At 58.9% G+C, this 13,688-nt stretch carries 12 protein-coding genes, 1 tRNA gene and 1 riboswitch; of the genes, 6 read left to right on the forward strand and 7 right to left on the reverse strand.

Annotated features, from left to right (window positions below; translation table 11 throughout):
- The first annotated feature begins 41 nt into the window (after positions 1–41).
- Both C3B54_RS01865 and C3B54_RS01870 read left to right on the forward strand, forming a co-directional pair.
- Positions 42–1,256, forward strand: coding sequence for an NADP-dependent isocitrate dehydrogenase (locus C3B54_RS01865; RefSeq protein ID WP_104912997.1), 1,215 nt, complete (start codon positions 42–44; stop codon positions 1,254–1,256).
- 249 nt (positions 1,257–1,505) lie between these two features.
- Complete coding sequence (locus C3B54_RS01870; RefSeq protein ID WP_104912998.1) at positions 1,506–1,886, forward strand: hypothetical protein; 381 nt, start codon at positions 1,506–1,508, stop codon at positions 1,884–1,886.
- On the opposite strand, the gene C3B54_RS01875 is transcribed toward C3B54_RS01870, so the two are convergent.
- The 4 genes from C3B54_RS01875 to C3B54_RS01890 form a co-directional block, all read right to left on the reverse strand.
- A complete protein-coding gene (locus tag C3B54_RS01875; RefSeq protein ID WP_158665464.1) occupies positions 1,883–3,358 on the reverse strand; it encodes a hypothetical protein in 1,476 nt (491 codons plus the stop codon). The two genes, C3B54_RS01870 and C3B54_RS01875, sit on opposite strands and share 4 nt — an antisense overlap.
- Entirely contained in the window at positions 3,355–4,215 is an 861-nt protein-coding gene (locus tag C3B54_RS01880; protein ID WP_104913000.1) for an FAD:protein FMN transferase, read from the reverse strand. The genes C3B54_RS01875 and C3B54_RS01880 overlap by 4 nt, the downstream gene beginning before the upstream one ends.
- Positions 4,216–4,218: 3 nt before the next feature.
- Positions 4,219–4,734, reverse strand: a complete 516-nt coding sequence (locus C3B54_RS01885; RefSeq protein WP_104913001.1) for a hypothetical protein — start codon at positions 4,732–4,734, stop codon at positions 4,219–4,221.
- A 105-nt stretch (positions 4,735–4,839) separates the two neighbouring features.
- Positions 4,840–5,697 (reverse strand): formyltetrahydrofolate deformylase, encoded by an 858-nt coding sequence (locus C3B54_RS01890; protein ID WP_104913002.1) that lies wholly within the window; start codon positions 5,695–5,697, stop codon positions 4,840–4,842.
- A gap of 56 nt (positions 5,698–5,753) precedes the next feature.
- On the opposite strand from C3B54_RS01890, the gene C3B54_RS01895 reads away from it, so the two are divergent.
- The 4 genes from C3B54_RS01895 (at position 5,754) to C3B54_RS01910 (ending at position 9,996) form a co-directional block, all read left to right on the forward strand.
- A complete protein-coding gene (locus C3B54_RS01895) occupies positions 5,754–6,980 on the forward strand; it encodes an MFS transporter (RefSeq protein WP_104913003.1) in 1,227 nt (408 codons plus the stop codon).
- 6 nt (positions 6,981–6,986) lie between these two features.
- Positions 6,987–7,068: riboswitch (ZMP/ZTP riboswitch) on the forward strand.
- A gap of 52 nt (positions 7,069–7,120) precedes the next feature.
- Positions 7,121–8,416, forward strand: coding sequence for a serine hydroxymethyltransferase (glyA, locus tag C3B54_RS01900; protein WP_281256242.1), 1,296 nt, complete (start codon positions 7,121–7,123; stop codon positions 8,414–8,416).
- 31 nt (positions 8,417–8,447) lie between these two features.
- Positions 8,448–9,341, forward strand: a complete 894-nt coding sequence (locus tag C3B54_RS01905; RefSeq protein ID WP_104913004.1) for a bifunctional methylenetetrahydrofolate dehydrogenase/methenyltetrahydrofolate cyclohydrolase — start codon at positions 8,448–8,450, stop codon at positions 9,339–9,341.
- A complete protein-coding gene (locus C3B54_RS01910; RefSeq protein ID WP_104913005.1) occupies positions 9,334–9,996 on the forward strand; it encodes a thymidine kinase in 663 nt (220 codons plus the stop codon). The genes C3B54_RS01905 and C3B54_RS01910 overlap by 8 nt, the downstream gene beginning before the upstream one ends.
- A 27-nt stretch (positions 9,997–10,023) precedes the next feature.
- Here the strand turns inward: C3B54_RS01910 and C3B54_RS01915 are convergent.
- From C3B54_RS01915 to C3B54_RS01925, 3 genes are all read right to left on the reverse strand, one after another.
- A tRNA-Pro gene (locus C3B54_RS01915) sits at positions 10,024–10,100 on the reverse strand.
- An 8-nt stretch (positions 10,101–10,108) separates the two neighbouring features.
- On the reverse strand, positions 10,109–11,068 hold the full coding sequence (locus C3B54_RS01920; protein WP_342749546.1) for a metallophosphoesterase: 960 nt from the start codon (positions 11,066–11,068) through the stop codon (positions 10,109–10,111).
- A 6-nt stretch (positions 11,069–11,074) separates the two neighbouring features.
- Positions 11,075–13,657: a transglycosylase domain-containing protein gene (locus C3B54_RS01925; protein WP_104913007.1), complete on the reverse strand. Its 2,583-nt coding sequence runs from the start codon at positions 13,655–13,657 to the stop codon at positions 11,075–11,077.
- Positions 13,658–13,688 lie beyond the last annotated feature (31 nt).

Genomic DNA, 13,688 nt, shown 5'->3' on the forward strand with positions numbered 1-13,688 from the left:
CTTTTAGTCCAAGACAGACAGAGTGATGCAAGGGGTTACACGTGGAAAAGATCAAAGTTGATGGCGTTGTTGTCGAATTAGACGGCGATGAAATGACGCGAATTATTTGGCAGTTCATTAAAGATCGCCTCATCCACCCCTACTTGGATGTGACCCTCGAGTACTACGACCTGGGTATGGAAAACCGCGACAAAACAGACGACCAGGTCACCGTTGATTCCGCCCACGCAATCATCAAGCACGGTGTGGGGGTGAAATGCGCGACGATCACTCCGGACGAAGCCCGCGTGGAAGAATTCGGGTTGAAAAAAATGTGGCGAAGCCCGAACGGAACCATCCGAAACATCATCGGTGGGGTAATTTTCCGTGAGCCCATCATCATTTCCAACATCCCCCGACTGGTCCCCGGCTGGAACAAACCCATCATTGTGGGGCGCCACGCCTTTGGTGACCAGTACCGTGCGACAGATTTCCTCTTCGATGGCCCTGGAACGCTGAGCATTAGCTTTCAGCCACAAGACGGTTCAGAGGCACAAAGCTTTGAAGTGTTCCAAGCCCCCGGTGCCGGGGTCGCCATGGCGATGTACAACCTGGATGAGTCGATTCGCGACTTTGCCCGGGCATCCATGAATTACGGACTCTCCCGCGGCTACCCGGTCTATCTCTCCACCAAGAACACCATTTTGAAAGCCTATGACGGTCGATTCAAAGACCTCTTCCAAGAAATCTTTGACGCTGAATTTGCGGAGAAATTTGCCGAAGCGGGCATCACCTACGAACACCGACTGATCGACGACATGGTGGCGAGTGCCATGAAGTGGGAGGGCGGTTATGTCTGGGCGACAAAGAACTACGACGGCGACGTTCAATCAGACACCGTCGCCCAAGGCTTTGGCTCGCTGGGTCTCATGACTAGTGTGTTGACCTCGCCCGACGGCAAGATTGTGGAAGCGGAAGCTGCTCACGGCACGGTGACTCGTCACTACCGGGAACACCAAAAAGGTAACCCGACGTCTACCAACCCGATTGCGTCCATCTTTGCCTGGACGCGGGGTCTGGCCCACCGCGGAAAACTGGATGACAACCAGGCACTCATTGACTTTGCCGACACTCTCGAGCAGGTCGTCATCGAGACCGTCGAGGCGGGCGTGATGACGAAGGATTTGGCGCTGCTCGTGGGTCCGGACCAGAAGTGGTTAACCACCGAAGGTTTCCTCGAAGCTCTGGATGAGAACCTGCAGGCCAAGCTCGCCTGAGGCCGTTACTGGCACGCACGCCAGCTTGCACATTAATACCCCCTGGGGTATATACTGAGGGCAGACGTTTACTGACCTGAGTAAAAAGGAGAAAACCCATGTGCAGTCCCGTGCGTTGTAACCGCTGCAGCAAAGTCACTTGGAGTGGATGTGGCGAGCACATCGAAGAAGCGCTCGCACCGTTCTCTCACGACGAGCTCTGCACCTGCGGCTAATCTCCCCGGCTGATACCGAGGCTGACCAGCGTTGGTGATTACCGCGCCCGCCGAGGATCAGAAGCCCCCACGGGGTGCCACGTCACCCTCGAGTACGGACCAGGCCACAGCGGTCGACCTCGATCTGATGCTGGACCAGGTGCTCGCTTCCCTGGAACACGTAGCTGCTGAGGATTCCTTGTGCACCCTTACAGGGGAGCGTGTTCAGGCCGCGAAATATTTCGAAGGCCAGGTTGTTGCCCTGAAAGAACTCCGGCGGATTCGCCGCACTAGCCTTTCGCCAGAGGCCGACAATCAGGCGCGGCTCGCCCTGATTGAGCAGTGGTCGAAGCGGCTGCGCTCTCATGAGCGCTCCGATCTGAAATGGCAGTCCTACCTCAGTGGTGGGCGTGACGCATTGACTGCAGTGTCCTAGTACCCGATGAAGCGATCCGTCTGAACTCGCTTCACACCGGCGGCCTCGAGGTTCTTTCTCGCCTTGGCCACAAACTCCGGTGATCCGGAAACCCCCGCCCAACTGATGTCATCCACGGAATCGGGCAAGGCTGTGGAGATCTGGTCCACACTTCCCACCATCACTCGTCTGATTCCGCGGACATGAGACAACTCGGGATAGATTTCTTCCTCATCGGCTGAGACCACCACAATCAAGGTGCCCTCAACACCCAATTCTCGATCTCGGGCGTTAAACAGCTGTGCAGAAAACGGAGTGATCCCCACACCCCGGGCGACCATCACGAAGTGGCCCACAATCGCATGCGGCGGTAAGAAATCACCCCCCACCTGACTGACTCTGGCCTTCGTGCCCGGTGTTGCCTTCGCCAAGGCACGCTTCCACGAACTGCCCGGGTCACTGTGGCGGGTAGTGATGGCGAAAGTCCACTGATCAGACTCCGAGGGTGGGGCCAACCGTGACACGCTCATCACTCGCCTAGAACCCCTCGAATCGACGCGTTGGTGTGGCAACTGAAGCTCAACCCATTGGCCTGGCTCGATCCGCAGAGGATGATCACTAATAAACCGGTATTCGCGCACCGTGTCGTTGATGTCCATCACCTGCTGGAGGGTGACCGCTGTGGAGCGCCTCACCGCCCGAAGGGCGGTGAGACCCCACGCCACTGCATTGCCCAGAAGGAGTGCCAGCTCAGGCGATGAGCTGAGTGTGGTGAAGCCAAGAGGAAGGCTGAATGGAAGTGCGGCGGGAAGGGCGATTGTGGCTGCCACCAGAAACTGGTCAAAGCGCCTGGTCGCTTGGGTCAGTGGTTCACTGACCATGAAAAAGCCCAAGAACAACAACGGGTAGCTGGTGACCACCAACCACAGGGTGTCACCCAGTGGTTCCCCGGAGACCAGAAGCCTGGCCGTCAGCAGAGCGAGGGAGAGTGCGAGAAACCACCCCACGGCGAAGAAATGACCTGAGCGAAAGGCGACCAAGGCGCCACCGGCAATGATCAGTGGGGTGAGCCACGGTGTGGCGACCCACCAAAAGCCGACGGTGAGGCCAAAGACTGACGCAAAGAACACGCCCGTTGCGGCGGGGTTAAACAGATGGCGTCCACCAGGGGCGATTAACCATTTTGAGGCCCCCGCAATTGCCCCCGCAGCGCTCACCCCGATGAGGTCTCGTGGCTCCAGTGTGGGCGGCACAATCAACGCAATCAACACTCCAGTGATGACGCTCGATTCGACGTGTAGTGGAGCACCCCGCCACAGGGCACCCAACACACTGGTCAACAGCGTTGCGGCAATCCCGAGACCGGCCGTCACCAGAATCCCAATTGGACTAAAGCCCACCAGACCCAGCGCGGAGAGTCCCGCAGCGGCCAGCACGATCATTGTCAACACCGAACTGATCAGCCGGTACATCCCAGGCCACGTCACCGTCATGGGTACACCTCTCCGGGAAAATCTGTTGAGTGAGTCAACACCCCGTGGCCATCGATGATGGCCCACTGGAAAGAAAAATACTCCTCCAGCACCTCAGGTTTCACCACAAACAATGCTGTGGCTAAACCGTCTGCCACCGCACACTCTGCGGCCACCACCCAACTGGCTCGAATTGTCGACGTGGGAAGACCCGTGAGGGCGTCCAAAATGTGGTGGACCCCTGGTGCCCAACTGCGCCGATTGGGCGAGGAAGAAGCCAGCGATTGTCCGCTCAGTTCAACGACCCCCACCACACGTTCTGGGTTACCGGGGTGTTCCATCCCCACACGCTCCGGCGCGGAAGTATGTGCCCGAATATCGCCGCTGGCATCCACAACGACATCCTCGATTCCCGCTTCGCGCACAATCCGAAACACTTCGTCGACGAGGTATCCCTTTCCCGCTGCACCAATATCAATGGACACCGGACGGGGTGCGAGGAGGGTGTTGCCCTCCAGGCTCAACACATCAGAAAACCGGGGAATCGATGGGGGCCTACCCGCCGCGGGTTCGAGTCGATACTGGGCGTCATAGCCCCAATGTTCCAGAGCGTTACCCACCACAGGGCTTAGTGCCCCGCCCGTTGCCGTGTACAACGATTCGTAGAGGGAAAACAGGTCGACAATGTCCGGAGGAAACAGGTATTCACCGGCCTCGGATGACACCTGTGCCACCAGAGAGTCGCCACGAAAACGCGAGTAGGTCCGATCAAACTCGTCGATTCGAGTGCTGATTGCCTGCCTAAGGGTCTCGGGAAGTGTGACTGAGGTGTCGATCACCCAGGGGACGCCAATGGCGTCAAAGCGCCACGTGGTCACCCGCTAGCTCGCTTTGGCGTCCTGGCGGATTCTTTCCAAAGCGTCCGAAAAACCACCGCCGGTGAGTGACGAACCTGCCACACGGGACACGTCGGCGTCATCGAGGGACTTACCGACCACCTCTTCGCCGATGCCTCCGGCAAACATCGCCTGGTAGCGATCGGTGGTGGAATTTGTCGGCTGAGGGGTGACCTCGACAGCACTGATCACCCCATCGGTCAGGGTCACGCTCACCACAACCGTTTCTGGTCCGTTGGGTGACTGGTATTCACCCGTCGCCTCAAAGGAACCATCAACATACGCTCCGGCCATCATGTCGCTGTTGGCTTCGGCGCCATCCATCGAAGTCTCATCCGAAGAGATGTCTTGTGTCGCCTCCTCGGTCTCTGATGACTCAGCTGGCGCCGTGTCGTCCACGTCGGTTGGGGTGGAATCCACCATGGCAGCCGATTGGCACCCGGCGAGGGCGACCAGTGAACTAAGCGACACCGTCATTTTCATGGGAAGAGAAACCCGCATCGGAAGCCTTTCGTCATCACGCGGAAGAGCTTTCAGTGTGCGCCAGGAGGGTGGAATTTTCCTGAATGGTCGACCAAGGCTTTCTGGTGGACTGGCGTGGTCTAGTTAGCGGAAGATAATCGTCCGAATACCGTCCAGCAAAATGCGGTGTTCGGCAAACCAGCCAACGGCCTGAGCCAGAGTCCGGGATTCTTCATCCTGACCCACTCGCACCAGTTCGGCTGGTGACTGAGAGTGATCGACACGCACCACGTTTTGTTCGATGATGGGGCCCTCGTCGAGATCCTCGGTCACGAAATGCGCGGTGGCACCGATGAGTTTCACACCGCGCTGGTGGGCTTGCCGGTACGGATTTGCTCCCTTGAAACCTGGCAAGAACGAATGGTGGATATTGATCATCCGTCCCGCTAAACGCTCACACAATTCGGGTGACACGACCTGCATGTAGCGGGCGAGAACAACTAACTCAATATCGTGTGATTGGACCACTTCCCACACCCGGGCTTCAAAATCAGCTTTTTCGGCTTCCGTGGTGACCGGTTTCCACTCAAAATCCACACCGTAAAACTCTGCTGCAGAGCCCAAGTCTGGGTGGTTGGCCAGAATCATCGGCACATCGATAGCTAAGTGACCATCTCGTTGGCGAGAAAGTAAATCTGTCACACAGTGAGCGGCCGTTGAGCCAAGAACGAGGGTCCTCGTTTTTTGACCCACCGTGCTCACCGAATGTTCCATGTTGTAGCGCTCAACGACGGGGCGCAGGATGCCGGAAAATTCTTCTGAGCCGAGCAGTGTTTCGACCTGAAGGCGCATAAAAAACCGGCCGGTGTCGTGACTGGAGAACTGTTGCGACTCGGTAATGTTGCCCCGGGCTTCCACCACCGCACCACTCACGGCGTGGACAATCCCGGGTTGGTCGTCACATACAAGGGTGACAATGAGGTGTTGGTCCAAGGAAGTCACCCCCTTAGCTTAGGCTTTGTGGCCGGGCCTGCCGAAGCGGCCTGTGGGGAAAATTGATGACAGATCACTCGAAAGCCAGCAACGAACCGTCGGTGTTTCCCCTCCGCGCGTTGATGCTGTTGGCCACCGCAGTTTTTGTCTCCGTCACAGCTGAATTCATGCCCACGGGCTTGCTTCCCCAAATTGCTGAAGGCCTGGCAGTGAGCGAGGCTCAAGTGGGGCTTCTGGTCACCATTTTTGCTGCCACCGTAGTGCTCACCGCAATGGGCTTATCCATTCTCACCAGGCGTTATTCACGCAAATCTCTGGTCATTACTGCCCTGATCGTGATGGCACTATCCAACGTGGTGGCCGCGATAGCCCCCAGCTTTGCTGTGATGGTGGGAGCCCGCATACTGGGGGGTCTCTCGCACGGACTGTTTTTCGCCCTCGCGAATGCTTACGCCGCCTATTTGGTGCCGAGGGAGCGGCTAGGTCGGGCGGTGGCCATTCTCACGGCCGGCGGCACGATGGCTTTTGTGTTGGGTGTTCCCCTGGGTACTGCTCTGGGAAACGCTTTTGGGTGGCGCTTAGCGTTTGTGGCATTGGCGGTCATCATTTTGGCGCTCGCCTTTGCTCTCATGGTGACGCTGCCCGGAGTCAGCAGAGAGGTCGCACTATCAACCGGTGAAATCGCGCTGCCGATGCGCCGCGACCCCACCCTGCCTTTGGTGTTAGTCGCGGCAGTGATTGTCATTTTGGTACTTGCCGGTCAAAACACTTTTTATGTGTACATCGCGCCCTACCTGATTGATGTGGCGGGTTTTGGCGGCCAAGGGGTGGCGGGTGTGCTGTTTCTTTACGGCGGTGCCGGCGCGATCGGTGTCGTCTTAGCCGGTGTGTTGGGTGATCGTTTTCCGAAGGGGTCACTCATCGGCATGCTCCTGGTCGCAACCGTGTCGATGGCGATGTTGGGTTTCAGGGGCTACGGAGAAATCTGGGTGGTCACCATGGTGATGGTGTGGGCTGCCGCCTTTGGGGGTATTCCGGCGTTGCTTCAGTTGCGCCTGCTCCGGGCCGCATCGGTGCGCCTGCGTGACTTTGGTTCTGCGGTACTCGTCACCGCGTTCAATTTGGGTATCGGCGGTGGTGCGCTCATCGGTGCACTGCTGTATGACCCACTGGGTGTTCAAGCCCTGGGTTATGCCGGGGCAAGCGGGTTTGCCATTGCGGTACTTGTCGCCGTCGTTGCTGACCGCATTGAGTTATCCAGAGTGCCCTCGCCCAATGCCCAACGAGGGTGAGTAGAATCGGGCCATCGCAACTGGCGTAAAGATGGGTCACCATCGGGGAGCGACATATCGTCATCGGCCGTGCGCCTGGGCTGGTGGAGAAACAGTGGGGAACCCTACGGTTCCTCGAACCACAGCCAGAAGGAGACACCGTGAACCCGGCCACTCGAATCGACACCCGCTCCCCCTCGTTTACTGCCTCACTCCAAGAGGTTGACCCAGAAATTGCTGCCGTATTAGCCAACGAGCGAGACCGTCAAGAAACGACGCTCGAGATGATCGCCAGTGAAAACTTTGTTCCGTTTTCCATCCTGGAAACCCAAGGCAGTGTGCTGACCAACAAATACGCCGAAGGCTACCCGGGTAAGCGCTACTACGGTGGCTGCGAATTTGTCGACATCGCCGAAGAGCTCGCCATTGAGCGTGCCAAAACGCTCTTCAGTGCGGCGTATGCCAACGTGCAGCCCCACGCAGGAGCCCAAGCCAGCGCGGCAGCACTGCACGCCCTGGCAAGCCCCGGCGACACCATCCTCGGGCTTGAGCTCGCCCACGGCGGGCACCTGACCCACGGCATGAAACTGAACTTTTCGGGCAAGGTCTACAACGCCACCTCATACGGGGTTGACCCCGAAACGTTCCTCATCGACATGAACCAGGTGCGTGACGCCGCACTCGAGCACAAACCCAAAGTCCTGATCGCCGGCTGGTCGGCCTACCCCCGACACATCGACTTCAAAGCATTCCGCGAAATTGCCGATGAGGTCGGTGCCACCCTGTGGGTGGACATGGCCCACTTCGCCGGACTGGTCGCCGCCGGGGTACACCCTTCACCCGTGCCCTACGCCGACGTCGTCACCTCCACCGTGCACAAAACACTGGGTGGACCGCGCTCGGGTGTGATCTTGAGCCGCGATGAGGGCCTCGCCAAGAAACTGAACTCGGCAGTCTTCCCCGGACAGCAGGGTGGTCCGCTGATGCACGTCATTGCGGCCAAAGCAGTGGCGTTCAAAATCGCGATGGAACCGGAGTTCCGGGAGCGCCAAGAGCGCACCATCGCCGGAGCTCAGGCTCTCGCCTCACGTCTGACCACCGCCGACTCAACCGCCGCTGGTGTCGATGTCCTCACCGGGGGTACCGATGTGCACCTCACTCTGGTGGACCTTCGACACTCGGAATTCAACGGTCTTGAGGCCGAAGATCGGCTCCACGAGGTGGGCATCACGGTAAACCGCAACGCGGTTCCCTTCGACCCACGCCCGCCGATGGTCACTAGTGGTGTGCGCATTGGTACACCCGCGCTTGCCACAAGGGGTTTTGGTCCCACCGAGTTTGACGAAGTCGCCGACATCATCGCCGAAACCTTGAAGCCAGGAGGCGATTTGGCGGAACTTCGAGCGCGGGTGACCGCCCTTACCGCCGACTTCCCCCTCTACCGGGAATTGGGGTAGTGGGAACGCTGGTTCGAGAGGAAGCCCACCGATGAGCGCTTCCGTGTTGGATGGCCTCGCCACAGCAGCGACCATCAAAGACGAATTGCGCAATCGAGTGCGCTCACTGACTTCCTCAGGCCACACGCCTGGTTTAGCGACCCTGCTGGTGGGTGATGACCCGGGTTCGAAGTGGTACGTCGCCGGTAAGCATCGGGATTGTGCGGAAGTGGGAATTGCCTCGATTTCCAGGGAGCTTCCCGCGACTGCCAGCCAGGCCGAGCTGGAAGCGGTCATTGACGAATTAAATGTCAGCCCTGAAGTCACCGGCTATATCGTCCAACTGCCGCTTCCCGATCACATCGACTCGGAAGCGTTGATTGAGCGCATTGATCCGGCAAAAGACGCTGATGGGTTGCACCCGATGAACCTGGGCCGACTAGTCGCTCGAGTCTCCGGCGAGATTGACTCACCCCTACCGTGTACACCGCGGGCCGTCATTGAACTGGTCGAGCGTCACGGCCAGAGCTTGTCCGGAGCCCACGTCGTTGTGGTGGGTCGAGGCATCACGGTGGGCCGCTCGATTGGCCTGCTCCTCACACGCCGCGGTGTGGATGCCACGGTAACCCTCACGCACTCCAGGACCAACAACCTCTCGCACTACCTGCAACAGGCCGACGTGATTGTCGCGGCAGCCGGGTCGCCCCACATTGTGGGCACAGAAGATGTGAAATCGGGGGCCATCGTGTTGGACGTCGGAGTCTCCCGTGAGGAGGATCCGGAGACCGGCAAACCCCGAATTGTGGGTGACGTAGATCCCGCTGTGGCCGAAGTGGCCGGCTGGTTGTCGCCAAACCCGGGTGGTGTAGGACCGATGACGAGAGCATTACTTTTACAGAATGTCGTCGAAATGGCTGAGCGTCAGGCGGGCGGCCACGGTGGCTAAGCTCTACTTCCGCTACGGGGCGATGAACTCCGGGAAGTCCACTGCGCTACTTCAGGCCGCGCACAACTATGAAGAGCGTGGCCAACGCGTAGTGCTCCTGAAGCCCCGTATTGACACGAAAGGCCAAGGCACGATTGTCTCCCGGCTGGGAGTCTCCAGACCTGTCGATGTGATGCTCGAGCCTGATGACAACCTCGTTCAGGTTGTGGCTGCTCACATTGATCGGCTCCAGGCAGAAACCGCAGAGCGCCTCTCGTGTGTACTGGTCGACGAAGCGCAGTTTCTCACCCCGGCCCAAGTGGAAGACCTTTTCGTGGTGGCTGTTCAAGTGGGAGTGCCGGTGTTGGCCTATGGCATTCGCACCGACTTCCAAACCGTGGCCTTCCCAGGCAGCAGGCGACTGCTCGAAATTGCCCACTCCGTTGAAGAGCTGAAAACCATCTGTCGTTGCGGGAAGAAAGCGATATTCAACGCCCGCACAGCCGACGGAGAGTTCATTTTCGACGGTGACCAAGTCGCCATCGACGGTGTCGATGTCGGCTACGAGTCACTCTGTGGCCAGTGTTATCTCCAAGAGAGTGGCGGCCGTCTAGCCAGTGCCCATCAGCGGCCGGTCGATCCGCAGTTGCCTGGTCCCGACCCTGACTTCAGCTGAGCCGACCCGTTCGTTGGACCTAGGGATTGGTCGGGGTGACAGGATTTGAACCTGCGGCCTCGTCGTCCCGAACGACGCGCGCTACCAAGCTGCGCCACACCCCGCCTGGGGGTTAAGCGTACCCGATATCGTCGCCGACCAGAGTGACGAGGACGGCCTCCGGAGGGCACGCAAAACGCACGGGGGCGAAAATACTGGTGCCAATTCCGGCCGACACGTTCAAGTAGGAGGCCCTGTTTCCGTGGGGCCACATTGTCAGGCCTCGGGCTCGGGAGAGGGGTAGGTCACAGTTGGTGGTGAGTGCCCCAATACCCGGGACACACACTTGGCCCCCGTGGGTATGGCCGGCAAAAATCAGTTCCGAACCGTGTGTGACTAACGCATCCAACACTCGGCGGTAAGGCGCATGGGTGACCCCGATGGTGGTGGTGGATCGAGCCCCGGCGGTGTCGTCGCTTCGCTGCTCCCTGGCGGCTTCCAGCCACGTGGGGAGTGAATCGGTGTGGTCGGCGCCAGCGTGGGCATCACCCAATCCGACGAATTCCAGTTCGGATCCTCGGATAGTGAGCGAGACCACACCATTGTCAATGTCGTGCCAGCCCAACTCGTCATACAGAGCGGTGAGGCCGTCAAAGTCCAGGGGAATTCCATGATCGACACGTGCTGATGGGCCCGCAAGGTAGCCAAAAGGGTTCACCACTCGGGGCCCAAACCGGTCATTTGACCCGTGGACCACCACTCCGGGGATGCCCTTTAGCGGCAGCAGTGCTTCCTTGAGCTGGGGCAAGGCACTGGGGTGACCAAAGAAGTCACCTGTGCCGACTACCAGGTCGGGTGGGTTGTCACCCAGTGCCCGGATCCAGGAGACGGCGTTTTTCTGCCAGGGTGCCAGGTGGAGGTCACTGAGGTGGAGAATCCGGATGGGTTCACTGCCCGCATCCAAAATGGGGACCTGTTCGACACGCAGCTGGTAGCGCCCCCGCTCCACCACAACACCGTAGGCAAAAGCCAGGGCGGAAAGCGCACCCATCCCCCACAGTGCTCGAGACAGGGTGTTTCCGGATGCTCTCACAGCGGGCTATTCCAGAACTTCGTCGGGGTTCGGGGCAGCTCCGGCGAAACAATTCATGGCCACTTCGACCTGGACATCGATGCGAACGAACGACCCCGCATCGGGTAGCTGGCCGATCGCTTCAGCATTGGCAGTGTCAGAGCCGGCCGAACCTTCGAAACAGTAGGCCTGAAGGGGCCCATAAATTCCTGCTTCTTGGAGTAGGCCTCTAATTTCGACTTCAGAGCGTGCCGGGGAGATGAGGTTCGGCATGACGGTACTGGGAACGAATCGGTCTCGGTCATCGCCACCCTCACCCAGGGTCACATACACCGTTTGCCCTCTGGCGAGCAGGGTGCCGGGTGCGGGCTCATACGAGACGACCACTCCGGCTGCACCGGCTTGAACTTCTAGCTTCAAGCCAACCCCTTCGAGTAGCTGGATTGCTTCGTCGATGTACAGCCCGGTGATGTCGGGTAGTTGCACACCGGCGCCATTTTGCAACCGCGCAGGCGGGGTGGGGAATGCCTCCCCGCCATACATTTCGTTTGCGCGGTCCATGATGGGTCGGAAAATATCGTGACGCATGACGGTTCCACCGGAAATTCGTCGAAGACTGGTGTCGCCGACGATGTTTCCGACCCACACTGCGGTCGCAACTTCTGTACTGGAGCCGACCATCCAGGTGTGAACCTGGCTATCTGTGGTTCCAGTTTTTCCGATCACGGGAACGTCGCCGCCTGGGTTCGCGCGGGTTCCGGTTCCTCCAGTGACTACTCCACGCATGGGGGATGCGGCAGCTGCTGCTACATCGGGTGTGAGCGATTGGCGGCAGCTGCTTTCTTGCCCCGCTAGGCGCACTCCATCAGTTGTTTCGAAGTAGTCCACCATCACCGGTTCGCAGGTTTTTCCGCCGTTGGCGATACCGCCGAAAGCAGAGGCCATGGTCAGCGGGGCGATTTCGTTGGTGCCCAACACGGCAGCAGGGTTGGTTTGAAGGGGGTTGTTGTCGGCGCGGTGAACACCGAGTGCTTCTGCGACTCGTCGAATTTCGCACTGGTCCAGTTCTTTCGCAATCGATGCGTAGGCGGAGTTAATCGAACGGGTTGTCGCTTCAAAGACGCTCACGGACGGGATTTCTAAGTTGGCGGAGTTTTTAAACTCCCAAATGCCACCCCACGGTCCACCACCGTCAGCGCAGGTGTCCAAGAATTCGGTTTGGTCTTGTTCAAACTGGGAGGCATCGACCACTTCGTTGAGCCCGAAACCGCGTTGCAGCCAGGCGAGCAAGGCAAAAATCTTGTAGGTCGATCCGACCTGGAAACCGCTCGATCCACCGTAGGGGCGGTCGGTGTTGAAGTTCACCGCGGTTGCGGTAATTCCGCCGCCGTCTTCAGTGTCGTTGAAGACCTTGTTTTGCGCCATGGTGAGGATTCGACCAGTGTCGATTTCGACGCTGACCGTTGCGCTACCCAATTCAATGGTCTCTAAATCGTTAGGTACGAGTTCCCACACGCGGTCTTGCGCGGTGCGTTGCAAGTCCATGTTCATGGTGGTGTAGACGTCGAGTCCACCTTGGCGCCAGCGATCGAGGCGTTCTTCCGGGGTGGCGCCTAAACTTTCGAAATTTTCCACGTTTCGCACCACGTAGTCGCAGAAGAATTTGGCGTATTCGTTGGCGGCTAAGCAGCCGTTGGTGGGTTCGGCGATTTGGACAAAGTTTGAATCGACGGGGATGGCGACCGCTTCGTCGTATTGGGCTTCAGTGAGGTAGCCCTCTTGCCACATGGACCACAAGATGACGTTTCGTCGCTCCTCATTGGCTTCGTAGTTGTCCGCGGTGGACAGGTTTCTGGTCGTCGGGTATTGCACGATGGCAATCAAACTGGCGGCCTCGGCAGGCGACAGGGTTTGCGCAATTTTTCCGAAGTAGCGCTGCGAGGCAGCTTGAATACCGTAAGTGTTTCCCCCAAACGGGGCGATGTTGAGGTATGCCTCGAGGATTTCATCCTTCGTGAAGCGTTTTTCTAAACCAATGGCCAACTTCATTTCGTTGAGCTTGCGGTCGAAGTCTGTCGCGGTGGCTTGCCGGTACGCCTCGTCGCGTTCTTCTTCCGTGGGCAGGTAGAGCGAGCGTTGCACGAAAATGTTTTTCACCAGCTGCATGGTCAGTGTCGAAGCACCCGATTCGATATCGCCGGCGAGGACGTTTCCCAGTGCCGCGCGGAATACCGACGTGGCGTCAACGCCGGCGTGATCGTAAAACCGTCGATCTTCGCCGGCGACCGCCGCATTGATGACGTGTTCACTCATCCGCTCGAGAGGAATCTCTTCACGGTCTTGCCAATACACCTCTGCGATGCGGATGTGACCGTCGGCCGGGTTATCGCTTCGCCACGCCCACAGCGTGTTCTTTTCGGCCTGTTCGCCCAGGTCAATGTATTCCGGCAGGGCGTCAAAAACCCCAATCGCACTGTTGGCGGCAACACCGGTCACCGCAATGGCGGGGGCGACCATGGCGGTCACAATCACACCGGCCAGGGCGGACATCCCGGTAATGCCGAGTATCGCTGCGAACCAGCCCTTTGACTTCTGCGGGTTATTTGCCATACCAGTAGGCTACGCGATGGATATAAGAGTC

Source organism: Pontimonas salivibrio, from assembly GCF_002950575.1.
GTDB lineage: Bacteria > Actinomycetota > Actinomycetes > Actinomycetales > Microbacteriaceae > Pontimonas > Pontimonas salivibrio.